The sequence below is a fragment of the Amycolatopsis antarctica genome (genome assembly GCF_002262875.1).
Taxonomy (GTDB): Bacteria; Actinomycetota; Actinomycetes; order Mycobacteriales; family Pseudonocardiaceae; genus Amycolatopsis; species Amycolatopsis antarctica.
On sequence record NZ_NKYE01000011.1, the window covers coordinates 169,799 to 189,790 of the forward strand.

At 70.5% G+C, this 19,992-nt stretch carries 19 protein-coding genes; 6 read left to right on the plus strand and 13 right to left on the minus strand.

Going from position 1 to position 19,992, the window contains the following annotated elements; genetic code table 11:
• Positions 1-7: 7 nt before the first annotated feature.
• The 10 genes from CFN78_RS18495 to CFN78_RS29225 form a co-directional block, all read right to left on the minus strand.
• Positions 8-2,035: a multicopper oxidase family protein gene (locus CFN78_RS18495; RefSeq protein WP_205660560.1), complete on the minus strand. Its 2,028-nt coding sequence runs from the start codon at positions 2,033-2,035 to the stop codon at positions 8-10.
• Positions 2,032-2,259 (minus strand): MbtH family protein, encoded by a 228-nt coding sequence (locus tag CFN78_RS18500; protein WP_094864097.1) that lies wholly within the window; start codon positions 2,257-2,259, stop codon positions 2,032-2,034. Before CFN78_RS18500 ends, CFN78_RS18495 begins: the two co-directional genes overlap by 4 nt.
• Before the next feature lie 134 nt (positions 2,260-2,393).
• Positions 2,394-3,485, minus strand: coding sequence for a FecCD family ABC transporter permease (locus CFN78_RS18505; protein WP_094864098.1), 1,092 nt, complete (start codon positions 3,483-3,485; stop codon positions 2,394-2,396).
• Entirely contained in the window at positions 3,482-4,552 is a 1,071-nt protein-coding gene (locus CFN78_RS18510) for a FecCD family ABC transporter permease (protein ID WP_240519531.1), read from the minus strand. Before CFN78_RS18510 ends, CFN78_RS18505 begins: the two co-directional genes overlap by 4 nt.
• Complete coding sequence (locus CFN78_RS18515; protein ID WP_240519532.1) at positions 4,549-6,273, minus strand: ABC transporter ATP-binding protein; 1,725 nt, start codon at positions 6,271-6,273, stop codon at positions 4,549-4,551. Before CFN78_RS18515 ends, CFN78_RS18510 begins: the two co-directional genes overlap by 4 nt.
• Positions 6,257-8,017, minus strand: coding sequence for an ABC transporter ATP-binding protein (locus tag CFN78_RS18520; RefSeq protein WP_094864099.1), 1,761 nt, complete (start codon positions 8,015-8,017; stop codon positions 6,257-6,259). The genes CFN78_RS18515 and CFN78_RS18520 overlap by 17 nt, the downstream gene beginning before the upstream one ends.
• 30 nt (positions 8,018-8,047) lie before the next feature.
• Positions 8,048-8,911 carry a siderophore-interacting protein gene (locus CFN78_RS18525; protein WP_094864100.1) on the minus strand — a complete coding sequence of 288 codons (864 nt, stop codon included), beginning with the start codon at positions 8,909-8,911 and terminating at the stop codon, positions 8,048-8,050.
• Positions 8,912-9,033: 122 nt separating this feature from the next.
• Positions 9,034-10,395: a lysine N(6)-hydroxylase/L-ornithine N(5)-oxygenase family protein gene (locus CFN78_RS18530; RefSeq protein ID WP_338065538.1), complete on the minus strand. Its 1,362-nt coding sequence runs from the start codon at positions 10,393-10,395 to the stop codon at positions 9,034-9,036.
• A gap of 73 nt (positions 10,396-10,468) precedes the next feature.
• Positions 10,469-11,017, minus strand: a complete 549-nt coding sequence (locus CFN78_RS18535; RefSeq protein ID WP_240519533.1) for a GNAT family N-acetyltransferase — start codon at positions 11,015-11,017, stop codon at positions 10,469-10,471.
• Between the two features lie 267 nt (positions 11,018-11,284).
• Positions 11,285-11,425, minus strand: a complete 141-nt coding sequence (locus CFN78_RS29225; RefSeq protein WP_165777615.1) for a hypothetical protein — start codon at positions 11,423-11,425, stop codon at positions 11,285-11,287.
• A 177-nt stretch (positions 11,426-11,602) separates the two neighbouring features.
• Here CFN78_RS29225 and CFN78_RS18540 point away from each other — a divergent pair, with 177 nt between their 5' ends.
• The 5 genes from CFN78_RS18540 to CFN78_RS18560 all read left to right on the plus strand — a co-directional run bounded on the left by CFN78_RS18540 (position 11,603) and on the right by CFN78_RS18560 (position 16,408).
• Positions 11,603-13,135, plus strand: coding sequence for an acyl-CoA synthetase (locus CFN78_RS18540; RefSeq protein WP_094864103.1), 1,533 nt, complete (start codon positions 11,603-11,605; stop codon positions 13,133-13,135).
• 148 nt (positions 13,136-13,283) lie between these two features.
• Positions 13,284-14,147, plus strand: a complete 864-nt coding sequence (locus CFN78_RS18545; protein WP_094864104.1) for a TetR/AcrR family transcriptional regulator — start codon at positions 13,284-13,286, stop codon at positions 14,145-14,147.
• Positions 14,144-15,034 (plus strand): beta-keto acid cleavage family enzyme, encoded by an 891-nt coding sequence (locus tag CFN78_RS18550; RefSeq protein ID WP_094864105.1) that lies wholly within the window; start codon positions 14,144-14,146, stop codon positions 15,032-15,034. The genes CFN78_RS18545 and CFN78_RS18550 overlap by 4 nt, the downstream gene beginning before the upstream one ends.
• Positions 15,027-15,971 (plus strand): 3-hydroxyacyl-CoA dehydrogenase NAD-binding domain-containing protein, encoded by a 945-nt coding sequence (locus CFN78_RS18555; RefSeq protein ID WP_094864106.1) that lies wholly within the window; start codon positions 15,027-15,029, stop codon positions 15,969-15,971. Before CFN78_RS18550 ends, CFN78_RS18555 begins: the two co-directional genes overlap by 8 nt.
• Positions 15,968-16,408: a thioesterase family protein gene (locus CFN78_RS18560; RefSeq protein WP_094864107.1), complete on the plus strand. Its 441-nt coding sequence runs from the start codon at positions 15,968-15,970 to the stop codon at positions 16,406-16,408. The genes CFN78_RS18555 and CFN78_RS18560 overlap by 4 nt, the downstream gene beginning before the upstream one ends.
• On the opposite strand, the gene CFN78_RS18565 is transcribed toward CFN78_RS18560, so the two are convergent.
• Positions 16,405-17,043, minus strand: coding sequence for a P-loop nucleotide/nucleoside kinase family protein (locus tag CFN78_RS18565; protein ID WP_094864108.1), 639 nt, complete (start codon positions 17,041-17,043; stop codon positions 16,405-16,407). The two genes, CFN78_RS18560 and CFN78_RS18565, sit on opposite strands and share 4 nt — an antisense overlap.
• Positions 17,044-17,223: 180 nt before the next feature.
• Here CFN78_RS18565 and ligD point away from each other — a divergent pair, with 180 nt between their 5' ends.
• A complete protein-coding gene (ligD, locus tag CFN78_RS18570) occupies positions 17,224-18,186 on the plus strand; it encodes a non-homologous end-joining DNA ligase (protein ID WP_094864109.1) in 963 nt (320 codons plus the stop codon).
• Between the two features lie 10 nt (positions 18,187-18,196).
• Here the strand turns inward: ligD and CFN78_RS18575 are convergent, their stop codons facing one another.
• Together CFN78_RS18575 and CFN78_RS18580 are read right to left on the minus strand one after the other, a co-directional pair.
• Entirely contained in the window at positions 18,197-19,075 is an 879-nt protein-coding gene (locus CFN78_RS18575) for a carbohydrate ABC transporter permease (protein WP_094864110.1), read from the minus strand.
• Positions 19,075-19,974: a carbohydrate ABC transporter permease gene (locus CFN78_RS18580; RefSeq protein ID WP_094864111.1), complete on the minus strand. Its 900-nt coding sequence runs from the start codon at positions 19,972-19,974 to the stop codon at positions 19,075-19,077. The genes CFN78_RS18575 and CFN78_RS18580 overlap by 1 nt, the downstream gene beginning before the upstream one ends.
• Between the last annotated feature and the right edge of the window lie 18 nt (positions 19,975-19,992).

Below are 19,992 nucleotides of genomic sequence, written 5' to 3' on the forward strand. Positions count from 1 at the left end.
CGACCGCTCAGTGCCCGTGACCGGTCTCGTGCTCCATGGCCCGCGCGATCGCGAGAACCTCCTTCGGCTGCACCACGAAGGGCCGCATCATTCCCATGTCCTCGTGCTCGAACATGTGGCAGTGGTAGACGAACCGGCCGCTCACGTCGGCGAACTTCGCCGCCACGTCGACCAGTTCCCCGGCGCCGACGTTGACGACGTCCTTCCAACCCTGCTCGTACGGCTGTATCCCGACGGTCTCCTGGTGGGCGACCGGCACCGCCGTGCCACCACCGATCCCGCCGCCGGGCAGGTCGATGGACTGAAATCCCTCGATGTCGTACAGCTCGCGCGACAGCGGCTGGAACGCGACGACGTGGATGTGCATCGGGTGCGGCCAGCCGGAGAAGTCCAGGTTCAGGAACCGCCACCGTTCCCAGGAACCCGACTCCACGGCGAACTGCACCGGGTCGTACCACTTCCACGCCCTGCGCTGCCAGGTGGTGACCGCCCCGTCCTTCTCCCGCACCTGCACGATGCCGTCGATCGGGAACGGGCCCGGCGGGGCGTCGACGCGGGCCATCTCCCACTGCTGGGCGTGTCCGACGCCGACCGGGGTCACCATGACCATCCGCTCCGGCAGCTCGGGGTGGCTCTCCCGCAGCGAGGCCTCGGTCACCCTCTCGAACGACCGGGACAGCACGCGCGGTGGCCGGAAGTCGTCCCGCTCCCGGCCACCGCCCACCCGGAACTCCAGGAAGTCGGGCCAGGGACCCGGGTCGTAGTTGATGTTGCGCAGCCGTGGCCGCGTTCCCGCCAGCGCGCCGAAGTCGATCAGGATGTCGGCCCGTTCGGAGGCGGCGAGACCGAACCCGTCCCGCACGTCCACCGGCGCGGGCATCAGCCCGGAGTCGGTGCCGATCTGGAAGATCGTCCCCGGGGGCACGGGCTGCCCTTCCTCGGTCACGAGCCGCACGTCGTACGGCCGGGTGTTGGAGGCGTTGACCATCCGGAAGCGATACCACCGGGGGCGGACGTCCTTGTGCGGCCAGACGATGCCGTTGACGAGGGTGTACGGACCCGCGAAGGAACGGACCTGGCGCAGCGGATCGGTACGCATCACCGTGGTCTTGTGCAGCACCGTGCCGGTGAGCCCGCCCCGCTCGTCGGTGTCGAAGTTGCGGTCGCAGATGATCAGCGGGATCTCCCGGTCACCGGAGGGCAGCCGCAGCGCGTCCTCCTCCTCGTCCCGGATCAGGTAGGCGCCGAGCAGTCCGGACATCACGTTCCAGCGGGTGATGTGCATGGCGTGGTCGTGGTACCAGAGCGCGGTCGCCGGCTGGTCGTTCGAGTACTCGGCGGGCTGGCCGTTGCCGGGCAGCACCGCGTCCTCGGCCCAGCCGTCGCTGCTGCCGTTGCTGAACGCCCCGTGCAGGTGCACGGAGGTCCACGGGGGAAGCGCCGCGACATCCACCCTGGGCTGCACGCCCTCGCGACCTGGGCGGTCCCACTGGTACGGGTCGGCGTTCTCGTCGAACGGGAGCTCGACGGCGGGCAGCGGGTACACGCCGGACAGCTCGTTGATCCAGGTGACCCGTAGTGGCCTGCCCCGGCGCGCCTCGATGGTCGGACCGGGGAACACGCCGTCGTAACCCCAGACCGTGGACGGCGGGAGCTGGGAGTGCAGGCGGACGGTGGCCGGGCGCATCCGCACGGACAACTGGTCGACGCCGTCGGCCGCGCGGCCGGTACGCACCGGCGGGGTCGGCAGCGGATCGCGGAACGCCTCGATTCCTGCCGCGGTACCGGCAGCCGGTTCCCTGCGGGTGAGCGCCACCTCGGCGACCCGGCCGGGCCCCGCGCCGGCACCGTGACCGTGGTGCGTGGCCGCGGGAGCGGCGGCACTCCCTGCCGGGGCGCCTCCACCGGACGGCATCGATTCGAGCGTGACCTGCCCGACGCCGACCGCGAGCACTCCGGCGGCCCCGGCCTTGATCAGGAAGTCACGCCGGTTGACGCCGGGTACCCGTTCCGGGTGGTCCTGCCGCTCGTTCACCGCCGGCCGGTTTCCGGTGCGTCCATCGCCTCGGCGAGGCTCCTCGGCCGCATGTCCGTCCAGTTCGCCTCCACGTAGTCGAGACATTCCTGACGGGTGCCCTCGGGCCGCACAGTGGTCCACCCGGCCGGAACCTCGGCGAAGGCGGGCCACAGCGAGTGCTGGTTCTCCTCGTTCACCAGCACCAGGAACGTGCCGTCCTCGTCATCGAAGGGGTTCGTCATGGTCCGCTTTCTCCACACTCACAACGCCGGCCGCCCGCTGGCCGACTCGTCGATTTAGGTAAACCTACCCTAATCAACTGGGTGAACACATGCGACAAATGTGTGACGAAGAACCGGTCCCGATCGACGGCGGGTCACGCCCGGCCGCGACGGGCCTCCCCCGCCAGCAGCCAGCCGAGATACAGGCCACCCAGCACCACCGTCGCCACGCCGACCGGGAGCTGGGTGCGCGGGATCACCGTCTGGGCGGCGAGATCCGCCAGCGCGAGCAGGCACGCTCCGGTCAGCGCCGAGGTGACCAGGGACGGTCCGGCGGAGCGTGCCAGCCGCTTCGCTATCTGCGGCGCGGCGAGCGCGACGAACGTGATCGGCCCCGCCGTCGCGACGGCGACGGCGCTCAGCACCACCGACACCGCGATCGCCGACTGCCGGGTGCGGCGTACCGACAACCCCAGCGCCGTGGCCGCCTCCTCGCCGAGTTCGAGCGCGACGAGCCGGCGGTTCAGCGCGAACGCGGCGGGCAGGGCGACCGCCAGGACCGCGACCAGGGTCCACACCTGCTCCCAGTCGCGCCCGTTCAGGCTGCCGACCATCCACACCTGGGCGTTCATCGAGTCGGTGAGCTCCGCGCGGCTGAGCAGATAGGCGATCCCGGCGGACAGCAAGGCGCTCACGCCGACGCCTACCAGGACGAGCCGGTAGCCCTGCACTCCGTCGCGGTAGGCGAGGACGTACACCAGGACCGCGACCACCGCCCCGCCCAGTACCGCGCCGATGCCGCTGGAGAGAAGGCTGCCGTCGTCGAGCACCAGCATCACCACGAGCGCACCGGCCGCGGCACCGCCGTTGAAGCCGATGATGTCCGGACTGCCGAGCGGATTCCCGGTCAGGCTCTGGAAGATCGCCCCGGCGACGGCGAGTGCGGCGCCCACCAGCAGTGCGACCAGCACTCGTGGCAGACGCACGTCGTTGACGAAGTACAACTGCTGCCGGGTGCCGTTGCCCGCGAGGGCACGGAACACCGCGCCGAACGAGATCGGGTAGCTGCCGACGAGCAGCGCGGCGACGAGGGCGGCGGCGGCGAGCGCGAGCAGGCACACCGCGACCACGGTCGCGCGCCTGCCGATCCGCGCCGAGACGCGGCCGTCCCACAGCCGCACCACCTTGCGCCGCTGCCCGGATGCCTGCCGGACGGGAGGTCCGGCCTCGGGTGCCCGAACCGTCACAGCCGGGTCACCTGCCTGCGCCGCACCAGGTACACGAAGACCGGCGCGCCGACGATCGCCGTCATCACCCCGACCTCAAGCTCACCCGAGGACAGGATCACCCGGCCGAGCGTGTCGGATCCCAGCAGCAGGATCGGCGCCACCAGCATCGAGTAGGGCACCACCCAGCGGTAGTCCGGCCCGACCACGGCACGCACGGCATGCGGCACGGCGAGACCCACGAACACGATCGGGCCCGCAGCGGCCGTCGCCCCACCGCAGAGCAGCACCACGGCCAGCCCAGCGAGGATCCTGGTGCGGCCCACGTGCGCACCGAGCGCGCGGCCAACCTGGTCGCCCAGCGAGATCGCGTTCAGCGACGAGGTCAGGACCAGCGCGATCGCGAGCCCGATCAGCACGAACGGCAGCACCTGCAGCAGGACGTCCACGCCGCGGTTCACCAGTGACCCGATGGTCCAGAACCGCATGAGCTGCCAGGACTTCGCGTCCGTGGTGGTGATGGCGGTGATCAGTCCGGAGAGCACCGCGGTCACCACGGTCCCGGCGAGCGCGAGCCGGACCGGGGTGGCGCCGCCGCGCCCGGCCGAGCCCAGTACGTAGACGACCACGCTCGCGATCGCGGCCCCGCCGAAGGCGAACCACACGTAGTCGGACAGATCTGTGAGGCCGAACAGTAGGACCGAGCCGACCACGGCGGCGGAGGCACCCGCGTTCACCCCCAGCAGACCGGGGTCGGCGAGCGGATTACGGGTCAGTGCCTGCATCAGCGCCCCGGCCACCCCGAGCGCCGCGCCGACCGCAGCGCCCAGGAGCGTCCGCGGCATCCGCTGGTCCCAGACCACGCCGGCGTCGTAGGAACCGTCGTTGTCGACGATCGCCCGCCAGACCACGTCGATCGGGATCGCCTTCGACCCCACCGAGACACTGACCAGCACCACGGCCAGCAGGATCGCCGCGACCAGGAGCAGACCACCCGCCCGCAGGCCGGCCCGGGTCCGGCGCGACCCGCGGCCGCGTCCCGGTAGCCGGACCACCTCACGGGCGACGGAGCCGGTGGGTGCGCTCACGGGCGGCTCGGCTCTGGCTCGGAGCGCGCCGTCCGTCCCTCGTGCAGGCGGACGGCGTGCGGCAACCGGTCGATGGTGGACTGCCGGTGCGCGATGACGATCAGCGAGCGGTCCGCACGCAGGCGGTCGAGTGCGGTCTCGATGCGCTCCGCGGTGACCGGGTCGACGTCGGCGGTGGCCTCGTCGAGGATCAGCACGGCGGGATCGACGAGTGCCGCCCGCACCAGTCCGATGAGCTGCCGCTCACCGGCCGACAGGGTGTCACCGGTGGCACTCACCTCGGTGTCCAGGCCGTCGGCGAGCCCCTCGATCCAGGGCAGCAGGCCGAGCTCACCCAGCGCCCACGAAAGCCGTTCGTCATCCGGAGAGGAGGGGACCAGTCGCAGGTTCTCCCGCACGGTGCCGGTGACGACGTGCACCCGTTGCGGGATGAGCATGATCCGCTTGCGCAGTTCCCCCGGTGGGATGTCGGCCAGCGGCACCCCGGCGAAGCGAACCTGGCCCCCGTCCGGTTCGTAGAGTCCGGCCAGCAGCTTGGCCAGCGTGGTCTTGCCGGAACCGGTGGGGCCCACCAGCGCCGAGCGGGAACCCGCCGGGAAGTCGCAGGAGACGTCGCGTAGCACCCACACACCGTCCACATAGGAATAGTGGAGGGCGTCGGCGTGCAGGGTTCCACGTTCGCCGATCTCGGCCTGCCCGCCGCCTGCCGAGCCGGTGTCCACTCGCGCCGTGGTGTCGAGCAGGTCGAGCAGGCGGGCCAGTCCGACCCGGGAGGTCTGCAACTGGCCGATGAGGGCGGTGAGCTGGTTGGCCGATTCGAAGAGCTGGCGCATCGCCAGGACGAACACGGCGACCGTGCTGACCGGCATACCGCCGCCGATGACCAGCAGCCCGCCCAGGACCAGGATCGCGGCGTCGGCGACGCCTTGCGCGAGCGTCACCCCGCTGGACCGCAGAACCACGATCTCCGAGCGGAACGCCGCCCGGTGGAGCTTCTCGTTGTCCCGGTCGAATCGGCGCGCCCACTCGGTTTCCGCGCCACGCGAGGCCAGCAGCTCCTGCGCCTCGACGCCCTCGCGGTAGGTGGCCGCGACGGTCGCCCGTTCGGCGGCCTCCTCGGCGAACGCGGTCCTGGCTCCGCGCTGGAACCAGCGCATCGCCAGCACCGCGGGCGGCAGGAACACGAGGACGAGCACCAGGGTGAGCTGCCAGGAATAGAACAGCAGGACCGTGGTGGTGAAGACGAGGTATCCGGCGACGGCCAGCAGGTCCGGCAGATCCGAGCGGACGAACGAGGCGAGGTCGGCGATCTCGCTGGTGGTGCGGCGCAGCAGGTCGCCGGAACGCTGGGCTTCGAGGAAGCGCAGCGGCGCCGAGGCCAGCCGTGCCACCGCGGTCTCGCGCAGGGTGCGCACCACCCGCTCGCCGGCGCGTGCCAGCCACAGCTCCGCCGTGCGCAGCAGCACCATCCGGCCGGTGACCAGCGCGGCGAACATGGCCGCGGCGAGGTAGAGGCCGGTGCCGTCGCCCTCTTCGACCTGATCGATCGCCCAGCCGACGACGGGCGGCAGCAGGGTCATCGACAGGGTCGCGAGCAGGCTGAGCGTGACGGCGACGGCGATGGAGCCGCGGTGTGGGCGCAGGTGCGGCCAGGCGCGGCGGAGAACGCCGGACTGGGCCGGGCTCTCGGTGAGGACGGGGACGTCAGCCAACGCGCTCACCCGCCGGCATCCGGTCGAACTCGGCGGTGCCGGTGCCGCGCCCCGGCAGCACCACGACCCGGTCGGCCGCCGCGACGACCGCGTCCCGATGCCCGGCGAACACGACCGTTCGCGCGGAACCGTCCACTTGGGACCAGGCGCGCAGGCGGTCGAGCAGGAGGCGCTCGGTCCCGGCGTCGACGGCGGAGGTCACGTCGTCGAGCACCAGGACGTCCGCCCCGTGCAGTACCGCCCTGGCGAGCGCGAGCCGTTGGAGCTGCCCGCCGGACAACGTCGATCCCTGCTCGCCGACCGGGGTGTCGTAGCCGTCCGGGAGGGCGGCGATGTGCTCGTCGATGGCCGCGACCCGGCAGGCATCGCGCAGCTCGGCGTCGGTCAGCCCGGACCGGCCGATCCGCAGGTTCTCGGCGATCGTCCCGGACACCATGGCCGGGCGCTGCGGCACGAACACGAGACGACGCCGCACCTCGGTGAGCCCGGCCCTGCGCAGGTCCACCCCGCCGTAGCTCACCGTGCCCTCATCCGGGTCCTCCCAGCGGCTGATCAGCCGCAGCAGCAAGGACTTCCCCGCGCCGATCGGTCCCGTCACGGCGACCAGCTCGCCGGGCTCCGCGACCAGATCGACGGGTCCGAGCACGGTGCCACGCTCGTCGTCCACCCGTACGCCGTCCACCCGCAGCGCCGCGCGCGCCGGCAGCCGCTCCGGCCTCTCCGGGGAGACCACCGAGGGCGTACTCAGCAGGACCTCGTTGATCCGCCGACCGGCCGTGACCGCTTCGCCGAGCTGGGTGAACCGGCTGGTGAGGACACCGACCCAGACGCCGAGCATGCTCATCCAGCTGCTGAACGCGACCAGCCCGCCGATGGTCAGCGAACCGGCGATCACCGCCTGCCCGCCGACCAGGAGTCCGACCGCCGTGGCCGCGCCGGGGACGAACGGCGCACCGGCCGCCCAGCTCGCCGCGATCCTGGCGGTGGCGACCGTCTCCTCGGCCACCGTCGCGCTGCGCGCGGCGTGCCGCTCGAGCAGAGGCCCCTCGCCGCCGATACCGCGAACCGCGGCGCTGGCGGCGAGCAGTTCCTCCACCGCGTCGGCGCGGGCGCCATGAGCCGCCGACAGTCGGGCGTTCGCGGCACCGAAACGCTTGGGCAGCACGATGTTCAGCACGATCAGCACCGGGACGGTGGCCAGTCCCACGATGGCGAGCAGCGCGTCCTGCGCGGCGATCAACACCAGGATGGTGCCGAAGCCGAAGCAGCCGGTGATCATCGAGGCGACACCGAACAGCCAGGCGTGCACCACGTCCACATCGCGGGTGCCCCTGGTGACCAGGTCGCCGCGGCCGAACGCGGCAAGCGACCGGCGGTCCAGGCGCAGCGCGCGATCGAGCAGCGCGCCGCGCAGCTCGTTGGTGGTGCGCACCGCGACGGTGGTGATCAGGGTCTGCATCAGGGCAAGCCCCGCGACCAGCACCAGTGCCAGTGCGACGATCACGCTGGCCCAGCGTGCCGTGGCCGCCATGTTGCCCGGGTGGATGCCGTCGTCGATGGCGAACTGCACGAACAGCGGGAACGCCACCGAGGCGCCCTGGAAGACCGTGCCCCCGGCGACGGCACCCAGCACCAGCGCCCAGCGACGACGCAGGCACCAGGCGAGCAGCCGCCACTCGTCCCCGTCCCGCGCGCGCAGAACGGCGGACGGATCGGCCGCGCCCCGCGGTCTCGCCTGCTCTCCGGTCGTCATCGCCCCTCGGTTCCGCTGCTCGGCCGTGCCTCAGTCCTGCTGGTCGCTCGCCTCGTACGGGGCGTCCTCGGACTTGCCTGCCCGCCAGTACCCGCAGAAGTGGATGCGCTTGCGGTCGAACTCCCGCTCGTTGACCAGGTGCCTGCGCAGTTCGCGGACGCCGCCGGCCTCACCGGCGATCCAGGCGTACGGCGCGCCGTCGGGCAGTACCGCGGCGCGGATCGTGTCGACCAGCACCGAGCTGCGCCCGGCCGTGACGCCCTCACGGGGCAGCCACACGATGTCGACGTCCGCCCGGGTGGGGGCGAACTCCTGACGGTCGGCGTCCTCGGGAATCTCGACGAACACCTTCGCCCGGACGCCCTCGGCGAGCCCTTCGACGATGCCGCCGATGGCGGGCAGCGCGGTCTCGTCTCCGGCGATGAGCTGCCAGTCGCTGTCCGCCGGCGGCGCGTAGTCGCTGCCGAGCACCACGGGAGCCTCGACGTTCGGCCCCCAGATGACCACCTGGTCGCCCGGCTGCGCACGTGCGGCCCATGCCGACGCCGGACCGGTGTCGCCGTGCTGCACGAAGTCGATGTCGAGCTCACCGGTGGCGCGGTCCGCGGAACGGACGGTGTAGGTCCGCATCGCCGGGCGGCGCTCGTCGGGCATCTCCCGGTAGCGGGCGTACCAGTCGGCTCCGGTCGGCACCTCGGGAACGATCTGGCCGGGCCGCGGGAGGAAGATCTTCACCCGCTGGTCCGGTCCGCCGGAGGTGAGGGCCGCGAGGGCGGGCCCGCCGAATCGGACACGCACCATGCTGGGCGTGATCCGCTCGGCGCGGACGACCTGTGCCTCGGCGTGCAGGAACGGCTCGACCTCGACGACCTGCTCTTGGCTCGCAGTTGTCATCTGACCTACTCTCTCGTTCTCCGGAACGTGTCCCGGGGTGCGGCGGACGCGGTGCGGATCATCAGCGCGCGTCAAAGGTTAGGCTAACCATAATCGAAGGGCTCGTGGCCCCTCGGGGAGCGTCACCGGCTCTCCATCGCCAGCCGGCGGGATTCGCCGTCGGCGGCGCTCGCGGCCCTGGCCGACTCGCGGCGCGCCAGCAGGGACTCGAGGATCTCCCCGGCGCGGATCGCGACGTTGGACAGCAGCGTGGACGAGATGCCGTGGGTGCGCTCGGTCGGACCCTGCAGGTACACACCACCGTGAACCTCCGGCGAGGTCTCCACCCGGTAGTCGCGCAGCACGCGCAGGGAACCGGAGTCGTCGCGCACGCAGTACCGCGTCACCTCCCCCAGCAAGGTGGACGGATCGAACCCGCGATACCCGGTCGCACAGACGATCGCGTCGAACTCGATCTCCTCGCGCACCCCGGTGGTGAGGAACTCGATGGTCGCGGACACCGTGCGCCCGCGCGGCCGTACCCCGGCCACCTTGGACGCCTTCAGCATGTGCAACCGCTGCCGGCCGTTGACCTTCTCCACGTACATCCGGTGGTACAGGTCGTCGATCAGGTCGAGGTCGACGGCCGAGTAGTTCGCCTGTTTGTGGTATTCGAAGATCATGTCCTTGACCTCGTCGGGCGCGACGAAGAAGTCGTCCACCGCGGCCGGGTCGAAGATCTGGTTGACGAACGCGCTGTTGTCGGCGGGCGCGTAACCGTACCGGGAGAAGGCTCCGTACACCTCGGCCTCCGGGTACTCGCGGTGCAGGCAGGCCACCGTCTCGGCGGCGCTCTGCCCCGCGCCCACGACCAGGAACCGGCCGCCGGGCCCGTCGGCGAATCCCGGCAGGTCGAACATCAGGTCACGGTTGTGCGTGACCCGGTCGCTCTCACCCGCCCAGTCCGGCAGGTGCGGCCGCAGCCCCAGTGCGAGGGACACGTTGCGCGTCCGGTAGGTCCGTGAGATCCCGCCGGGACCGCCGACCACCACGTCGAACAGTTCGAGGCCGGAGTCGGTCCGCACCGGGCGGATGTCGGTCACCTCACTACCGAACCGCGCGAGATGACCGAGCCTGCCCGCGACCCATTCCAGATAGTCGTGGAACTCGATCCTGGTCGGGAAGAACTCCTTGTGATTGATGAAGTCCACCAGACGATGCCGCGCGTGCAGATAGGAAAGGAAAGAGAACGAACTCGCCGGATCTCGGAGGGTCACCAGATCCTTGAGGAACGACACCTGCATGGTGGCGTCCTCGATCAGCATTCCCCGATGCCAGCCGAAAGTCTCCTGCTTCTCCAGGAACAGCGCGCTCACCCGGTCCTCAGGGGCGCCGCGGCGGTTCCGTTCCTCGATCGCGACGGCGAGTCCGAGGTTCGACGGCCCGAAACCGATGCCGATCACGTCGTGGACATCGTGGACTTCTTCCGGCATCGGACTCGGCACGGAGAACCTCTCTCGGCTTGCGGTGAATTGTTCGATTGCGAAAATGTCGGTGTTATCTGCGTTGTCGGGATCGTCAGCGTTGCCCGGCGCCCCGGTACCGGAACATGAGTGTCGCGACCTTGTGCGGAAGTTCGATCTGTTCGCCCTTCACCCACCCCGCCCGCTGTTTGGCCCCGATCGCGGCGAGGTTGCTCGACCTCGGCTCGGCGACGACGCGCGCGCAGTCCGGGTCCGCCGCCAGCAGCGCGTCCGGAACCGCGGACAGCAGCCGGGAACCGAAGCCGCGCCCGGTGTCCTCCACGGCGGCGATGGCGGTGTGCATACCCAGATCGGTGCCCGCCGCCGGGTAGTAGCCGGCGAGTGGGTCCAGCGCGGGCCGGTAGATCTCGACGTAGGCGAACAGTCTGCCCTCGTGCGACACCAGGCACGGACGCGAGCGCAGGCCCGCGAGCTGTGTCCGGATCTCGTCGGTCCACCGGCCGAGCGGCCAGTCCTGACCCCAGCCTGCGGCGAGGTGAGGGCGGTTCATCCACTGGTGCACCAGACCGATGTCCTCCGCCGTGTCACGGACCGTGCGCAGCGACCACGGGGCGCCGAGGACCGGAACGGGCGGAGGTGCCACTTCTCGCGTCTCCACCAGACACCGACCATCCTCTCGCATCCGGGCACAGTTCAGCGCCTTTAGGTAAGCCTAACCATATTGGCAGGACGGTTCGCAAGGTCCGTTCAGGCAGCCGATCCGGCGATCCGGCCGCACCACGCCGGGCACACCCGGCGCACGCGGGGCGAACGACCCCGCACGGGCCGGCCGTCGCCCGCTGTGTCGGTGGTCACCGAGCGACGCCGGTCACGCGCCGGCCCGGTTCAGGAAGGTGACGAGTTCCCGCACCTAGTCCTCGGGCCGGGCGATCAGCCGCGAGTGGCCACCCTCGTGCGGGCGGGAGACCGCGGCACCGGGATGCAATCGTGGCAGGCGCCCGAAGTGGCGCTCGGTGATGAGCGGATCGTCCTCGGCACGCTGCAGGAACACCGGGCACAGCAGGTCTCACCCGGGACGAATCCGGCACGCGGTCGCCGAGCAGTGCCACGAAGTCCGCCCGGCGACCGCGTGCCGGCAGCGCCGTTGACCCGTCGCGGACAGGTTGGGCATGCTCACCGAGCGCACCGGGTCGCGGTGGCGGATCGCTCTCGACGAGGAGGCGGACTCATGTATCCGGGTACCTATGCGCGATTGTCGCCGGACCGCCCGGCCGTGGTCATGTCCGACACCGGCGAAACCCTCACCTACGCGCAACTCGACGAGCGCTCGATCCGACTGTCCCGGTACCTGCACGAGCAGGGCCTGCGCCGGGGCGACAATGTCGCTTTGCTCGCCGGGAACAGCCCGCGCTACAGCGAGGTCTACTGGGCCGCGATCCGCAGCGGCCTCTACATCACCGCGATCAACCACAACCTCAAGCCCGCCGAGATCGCCTACATCGTCAACGACTGCGGGGCGAAGGTCCTCATCGTCTCCGGCGCCAAGGCCGACCTCGCCCGAGCGATCGCCGACGAGACGCCCGCCGTCCTGGCCAGGCTGGCGTTCGACGGTGACGTCGAGGGACACGGGGACTACGAGAGCGCGCTGGCCGCGGCGGGAACGGTCGCGCTGGAGGACGACCGCGCCGGCTCGGACATGCTCTACTCCTCCGGCACGACCGGACTGCCCAAGGCCGTCAAGGCACCGCTCGACGACCGCAGGGTCGGCGATCCGGACGAACCGCATGTCGCGCTGTTCGGCGAGATGTACGGTTTCGACGGCGACACCGTCTACCTGTGTCCCGCTCCCCTCTATCACTCGGCGCCACTGCGCTTCGCCGGTTTCGTGCACGCCCGCGGCGGCACCGTGGTGGTGATGCCGGGATTCGAGCCGTTCGACGCCCTGGCCGCCATCGAGCGTCATCGGGTCACACACAGCCAGTGGGTCCCGACGATGTTCGTGCGGATGCTCAAATTGCCGCCCGAGCGGCGCGACCGCTTCGACCTGTCCACCCACCGGGTCGCCGTACACGCCGCCGCGCCCTGCCCGACGGAGGTGAAACGGGCGATGTTCGACTGGTGGGGGCCGATCCTGCACGAGTACTACGCGGCGACCGAGGGCAACGGGATCACCCTGGTAGGCCCGCAGGAGTGGCTGGAAAGGCCGGGCACCGTCGGCAGGGCCGGACTCGGCGTCCTGCACGTCTGCGAGGACGACGGCCGGGAACTGCCCACAGGTGAGATCGGCCTGGTCTACTTCGAACGGGACGAGGCGGTGTTCAGCTACCACAACGATCCGGAGAAGACCGCGGGCGCACAGCACCCGTCCCACCCGCACTGGACCACCACCGGCGACGTCGGCTATCTCGACCGGGACGGCTACCTGTTCCTCACCGACCGCAAGGCGTTCATGATCATCTCCGGCGGTGTGAACATCTATCCGCAGGAGATCGAGAACGCTCTCACCATGCACCCCAAGGTGCACGACATCGCGGTGATCGGCGTTCCGGACGCCGAGATGGGCGAGCAGGTCATGGCCTTCGTAGCGCCGAGCGCGAATGTCCTTCCCGGCGCGGAGCTCGAGCGGGAACTGATCGGGTTCGTCCGCGAGCGCATCGCCCACTACAAGGCACCGCGCGGCGTCGAGTTCGTCGACGAGTTGCCGCGCACACCGACCGGGAAGCTGCAGAAGAACCGGTTACGCGCGCGGTTCACCGACTGAGGTGTTCGCCCGCGCAGCCCGGCCGGAGTAGCACGCTACCGACTCGCGGATCGGTACGCCTGCGTGAACCTGTTACAGAAACGCGATTTCTGGCTGACGACAATCACATGCCTTGCGATATTCGCAAGGTTCTGGTTACCGTTCGGTCATGCATCCAGCCCGGTCGGTACCGGACCGCGTCCGCGGCCTGATCGCGGCGACGCGGCGTCCGCAACGCGAGTTCGCCGGTGCGATCGGGCTGGAGGAGACGAAGCTGTCGAAGGCGCTGGCCGGACGGCGGCGGTTCTCCGCCGGGGAACTGGTCGACATCGCCCGGCACTGCGGGGTCACCGTCAACTGGCTGCTGCACGGCAGCGACGAGGCCGGCACCGTGACGGCGGTGCCCGCACCGGCGGCCCGCACCGTCCGGCCCGGTGACGGCACCGACGGCGGGCCGCGGTCCCGGATTCTGCGGACGGCCTGGCAACTGATCGCCGAGCGGGGGTACCACCACGTCCGTATCGCGGACATCGCCGAGGCGTGCGCGACGAGCACAGCCGCGATCCACCACCACTTCCCGACGAAACAGGACGTGCTGCACGAAGCCCTGCGGCACAACGTGAAACTGGCTTTCGACCGGCAGGTCGCGCAACTGCACACCATCGACGACGCACGTGAGCGCCTGCTGCTGCTGGTCGAACTCCAGCTTCCCGCGGACGGCGAACTCCGGGCGGAGTGGTCGGTCTGGTTGCAGGTGTGGAACGAGAGTGCGCTGAACCCCGCGATCCGTTCCCTCTACTGGGATTCCTACGACCGCTGGTACCGGACCATCGCGATGACCATCCGCACCGGGCAGGCACAGGGAGTGTTCCGCGATCAGGACCCGGAGCGCGCGACCGCGGCGCTGACCTCGCTCATCGACGGCCTCGGCATCGGGGTGCTCACCGGCAGGCCCGGCAGTTCGGTGCCTGCCATGCGCGCGCACCTGCACGACTTCATCGAACGCGACCTTGTCTCGAAAGGACGGCCATGACCGACACCATCATCACCTGTGCTCTCACCGGGGCCGGGGACACCGTGCGCAAGAGTCCCTACGTGCCGGTCTCCCCCGAGCAGATCGCCCGGTCCGCGGTCGAAGCGGCGAACGCCGGCGCCGCCGTGGTGCACATCCACGTCCGCGACCTCGACACCGGACAGGGTTCGCGCGAGGTCGCCCTCTACCGGGAGACCGTGCGGCGGATCCGGGACAGCGGCGTGGACGTGGTGGTCAACCTGACCGCGGGCATGGGCGGCGACCTCGTCATCGACCAGGAGGATCCGCTCAAGCCGGTGGACGGCACGGACCTGGTCAACGGCCTCGAACGCCTGCCCCACGTGGAGGAACTGCTGCCGGACATCTGCACGATGGACTGCGGATCGCTGAACTTCGGCGAGGGCAGCCAGCTCTACGTGTCCACCCCGGACATGCTGCGCGCGGGTGCGCGCCGGATCCAGGAGCTCGGCGTGAAACCCGAGCTGGAGATCTTCGACACCGGCCAGCTCTGGTTCGCCACGAAGCTGATCGAGGAGGGGCTGATCGATCCGCCGCCGTTGTTCCAGCTCTGCATGGGAATCCCGTACGGCGCGCCCGCCGACACCGGACTGCTGCACGCCATGGTCGGGATGCTTCCCGACCATGCGCAGTGGGCCTCGTTCGCTATCGGCCGCGACCAGATGCGCTGGGTGGCGCAGTCCGCCGTCCTCGGTGGTCACGTGCGGGTCGGCCTGGAGGACAACCTGTACCTGGCGAAGGGGGTCAAGGCGGGCAACGGGCAACTCGTGGAGCGCGCCGCCCGGATCGTGCACGACGTCGGCGGCACCGTCGCCACACCGGATCGGGCCAGGGCACTGCTCGGCCTGAAGGAGGTCGGCGATGCGTGAGATCAGGACGGTCGCCTGTGTCGGCGCGGGAGTGATCGGCGGCGGCTGGGCGGCGCACTTCCTCGCCCGTGGATTCCGGGTGCACGCCTGGGATCCGGCCCCGGACGCGGAGGAGAAGCTACGCACGCTGATCGACCGCGCGTGGCCCGCCCTCACCGAAATCGGCCTGGCCGAGGGTGCGAGCCGCGACGCGCTGACCGTGTTCGGCACCCTCGCCGCCGCCGTCGAGGGCGCGGACTTCGTACAGGAGAGCGGACCGGAGAAGCTGCCGGCGAAACGGCGGCTGCTCGCCGACATCGACGCCGCGGCCGGGCAGAACGTGGTGGTGGCGTCCTCGACCTCCGGCTACGGCATGACCGAGATGCAGGCGGATGCGCGCACTCCGGGCAGGCTCGTGGTCGGCCACCCGTTCAACCCGCCCTACCTGATCCCGCTCGTCGAGGTGGTCGGTGGCGAGCTCACCGAACCCTGGGCGGTGGCGGAGGCGGCCGCCTTCTACCGGCGGGTCGGGAAATCGGTGATCACGATGGACCGTGAGCTGCCCGGCTTCATCGCCAACCGGCTGCAGGAGGCGTTGTGGCGGGAGGCGCTGCACATGGTGGCCAACGGCGAGGCGACCGTCGAGCAGATCGACACGGCGATCACCGAGGGGCCCGGGCTGCGGTGGCCGGCGCAGGGTCCTTGCCTGACCTTCCATCTCGCCGGTGGCGAGGGCGGTATGGCACACATGCTGGACCACTTCGGCCCCTCACTGCGGTCGCCGTGGACCCGGCTCACGGCCCCGGAACTGACCGGTGAGCTGCGCGACGCCATGGTGTCGGGGTGTGCCGAGGAGGCCGGGGAACGCTCCATCGCCGAGCTGGTCGCCGAGCGGGACCGGGCGATCATCGCGGTACGCCGTGCGGTCGCCCAGGCCCGCGACCGGGGTTCGCGATGAACACCGCACCCGCGCGGCATCGCGCGACGGTCCGTCCTGAGTGGATCGACTACAACGGTCACCTCAGCGAGCCGTACTACGTGCTGGTGTTCGGTGACGCCACGACGAACCTGATGGAGCTGACCGGTCTCGGTGAGCGGTACCGCGCCGAGACCGGGTCCTCGCTGCACACCGCCGAGGCACACGTGCGGTATCTGCACGAGGTGGCGCCAGGAACGGATCTGCTGGTGACCACCGTGGTGCTCTCGGTGGGCGCCAGGAAGGTCCGCCTGTGCCACGAGATGTACGCCGAGGACAGGCTGGTGGCCACCGAGGAACTGCTCGCCGTGCACGTGACCGGGTCCCGGGCCGCACCGTTCCCCGGCGCCGTCACGGACCGACTGCGGGAGCGGATCGTGCCGGCTCCGGAGTACGCCGGTCGCTCCGTTCGGGATTAGGGCGTGCCCGATTCGGGAGACCAGGGAACAACATCGTCAGAAGCGTCCTTTGTGGACTTGTCCGGCCGATCGCGTACCGGGCGCAGGACGAGCCGTTCCCCCGACGCCGGCCGGTGTACCACCACGACCGAATGCCACCCGCGCACGCCTCCGGCGGCGACGACCGGTTCCACCCGCTCGGCACGGCGGACATGCCGGGCGAACGACCGGCCGGCCAGTTGCCGTCCGCGAGCCCGCTGGCCGGCCTCCGCCTCACCGGGGGTGGCACTGACCCAGAGCAGATGCCGCCGCCTGCCGGTCAGCAGACCGATCAGCACGAGCATCGCCCGCGTGCTCGCCCGGGTGGCGGGCTCGTGCGCGACCACGGGGCCGGTGCGCCGGGCGGCGTACAGCACGATGCGGCCGCGGTGGGCCAGATGGACCAGCGGCCGATACCAGCGGTACCGCACCCAGCCGGGCATGGTGGCGGAGAACCAGTCCCGCACCTGGTCGGAGTCCAGGATCGTTGCCGACGCGAGGTTTCTCGCCTCCCGTAACAGGGTGCTCTTCCCGGCACCGGGCAGGCCGGCAACCACCACCAGGTCGTCCGGGGCAAGCCGGGTTTCGAGCCGTGTCTCCGCACCCACCGATCGCATAGCCCCAGAACGGACGAAAGGTCCGAAACATTCCCGTCATGCGGCACTGATTCACCACACCATGGCCCTCTTCGGGACATACCCGCCGACAGGCTCCGCACCCGCGCGCACGGTACCGGGGCCGCCACCCGGCCGGGTTCGCCGGCGCCGAACCGGGCCATCCGGCGTTAGATTGTCCCCATGGCGGCCACGAGCAAGACACCGGCGGTGGAACTCGACGCGGGCGAACACACCGTGCGGCTGTCCAGTCCGGACCGGGTGTACTTCCCCGCCCGCGGGGAGACGAAGCTCGACCTGGCCCGGTACTACCTGGCCGTGGGCGACGGAATCGTCCGGGCACTACGGGAACGGCCGTGCATGATGCACCGGTTCCCGGAAGGTGTCGCCGGCGAGAAGGTGCACCAGAAACGGGTCCCGCGCGGCGCACCGCCCTGGCTGGAGACCGTGCGGGTGCATTTCCCGCGCTACGGCAGGCACGCCGACGAGCTGTGCGTGACGACGCTGGCGCACGTGATCTGGGCGGTTCAGATGTCGACGGTCGAGTTCCACCCGTGGAACTCCCGGCGGTCCGACACCGAACGTCCCGACGAGTGGCGGATCGACCTCGACCCGATGCCGGACTGCGGGTACGCGACGGTACGCAGGGTCGCTCACCTCGCCCGCGAACTCCTCGACGAGCTGGGCGTGACCGGCTGGCCGAAGACCTCCGGCGGCCGTGGCCTGCACATCTACGTCCGGATCGCCCCGGACTGGGAGTTCGGCGAGGTGCGCCGGGCCGCGCTGGCATTCGCCCGTGAACTCGAACGGCGGTCGGCCGAGGTCACCACGACCTGGTGGCGCAAGGACCGGGACCCGAGCGCCTTGTTCGTCGACTACAACCAGAACGCCCGTGATCACACCATCGCGAGCGCCTACTCGGTCCGGGGCGTGCCGGAGGCGACCGTGTCTGCACCGCTCGCCTGGGACGAGATCGACGAGGCCGCTCCGCGTGACTTCACCATCGCCACGATGCCCGGCCGGTTCGCGAAGCTCGGCGACCTGCACGCGGGAATCGACGAGGACGCCTTCTCCCTGGCGCCGCTGCTGGAATGGGCCGAGCGGGACGAACGGGAGGGGGCGGCCGATCCGGACCCCGGGGCCTGACCGTTGCGGATCAGCCCTTCAGCCCCGTCTCGGCCACCCCCCGCACCAGATACCGTTGCAGCACAACGAAGACCAGCACGATCGGCAGGATCGACACGGCGGCGGCCGCGAACAGCAGGTTGATCTTCGGGTTCTGCGCGGTCAGCAGGCTCGACAGGGCGACCTGCACCGTCCAGGACGAGGAGTCCTGCGCGATGATCAGCGGCCAGAGGAACTGGTTCCAGCTTCCGATGAAGTTGATCACGGCGAGCGCGGCGAAGAACCCGCGCGTGTTCGGCACCACGACCCGCCAGAACACGCCCCAGCGGCTGAGTCCGTCGAGCCTGCCCGCCTCTTCCAGCTCGACCGGGAAATCCAGGAAGTACTGGCGGAACAGGAAGACGTTGAGCGCGCTGAACAAGCCGGGCACGATCAGGCCACGCAGGTCGGACAGCCAGCCGAGGCTGGAGACCACCACGAAACTCGGCACGAAGGTGACCGCCGTCGGCACGAGCAGGCTGGCCACCACCGCGTAGAGCACCTTCGTGGCGTGCCGGTACGGGATGCGAGCCAGCCCGTACCCGGCCAGCGAGCAGAGCAGAAGCTGGCCGGCGGTCTGCAGTACCGCCACCACGGTGGAGTTGAGCAGGCTACGGGCGAGCGGGATCTCGGTGCCGGAGAACAGTTCCGTGACGTTCTCCCAGCGCAGGGTGTCCGGCAGCAGGGTCCAGCCCGGCGAGGTGATCTCCGCGCGGTCGGCCAGTCCGTTACGCAACAGCAGATAGAACGGCAGCAGGAACAGCAGCGCCGCCGCGGAAAGGCAGACCGCGCGCGCGAGGGCGCCGATCCGGCCGGCGCGGCTGCGCCGGTGGCCCACGGGCACCGGGGTGCCGTTCCTCCGCGCGGGCATCAGGCGTCCCTCCTGCCGAAGCGGAACACCCTGCCGTGCAACAGGGTCACCAGCCCGATCAGCAGCGCGAGGATGACGGCGCCCGCACTGCCGCGGCCCAGATCCTGACCACCGGAGCCGAGCGAGGTGTAGTACAGGTACACCAGTGGTGGCCTTCCGAACGGCGGGTAGCCGCGCGAGTCGCCGAGGATGTTGTAGAACTCGTCGAAGGCCTGGAAGGCGTTGATCAGGTTCAGCATCAGCACCGCGACGGCCGTCCCCCGCAACTGCGGCAGGGTGATGTGCCGGAACGTCTGCCAGCCCGGGCTCGCCCCGTCGGTCCACGCCGCCTCGTAGAGGTGATCCGGAATCCGTTGCAGCGCGGCGAGGAACAGGATCATGTAGAAGCCGAGCTGCAACCACAGCCGTGCCGAGACGAGCACCAGCCAGTACCACGGCGGATCGGTCGTGCCCACCCAGGCGACCGGGTCCGCGCCGAACAGGCCGAGCACGGTGTTCGCCAGCCCGTAGTCGACCCCGGAGAACAGGGAGGTCTTCCAGATCAGCGAGGCGACCACGTACGAACACGCGAACGGCAGGAAGAACACCGATCGGAAGAAGGTACGCGCCACCCTGATCTGGTTCACCCCGATCGCCAGTGCCAGGGACAGCACGAAGGTCAGCGGCACGATGAACGCCGCGAACGCGGTGAAGGTGCCGAGACTGGACAGGAACGCCTCGTCGGTGAGCATCGCGGCGTAGTTGGCCAGGCCGACGAACACCGTGGGATTCACCGTGTTGCGCGCCTCGAAGAAGCTGAGGTACGTGCTCCAGCCGATGGGCAGGTAGGTGAACACTGCCAGCCCGGCGGCGAACGGGCCGACGAAGAGCCAGAACGTCCACGCCGTGCGCCGGGACATGCGTCGTGATGATCGAGT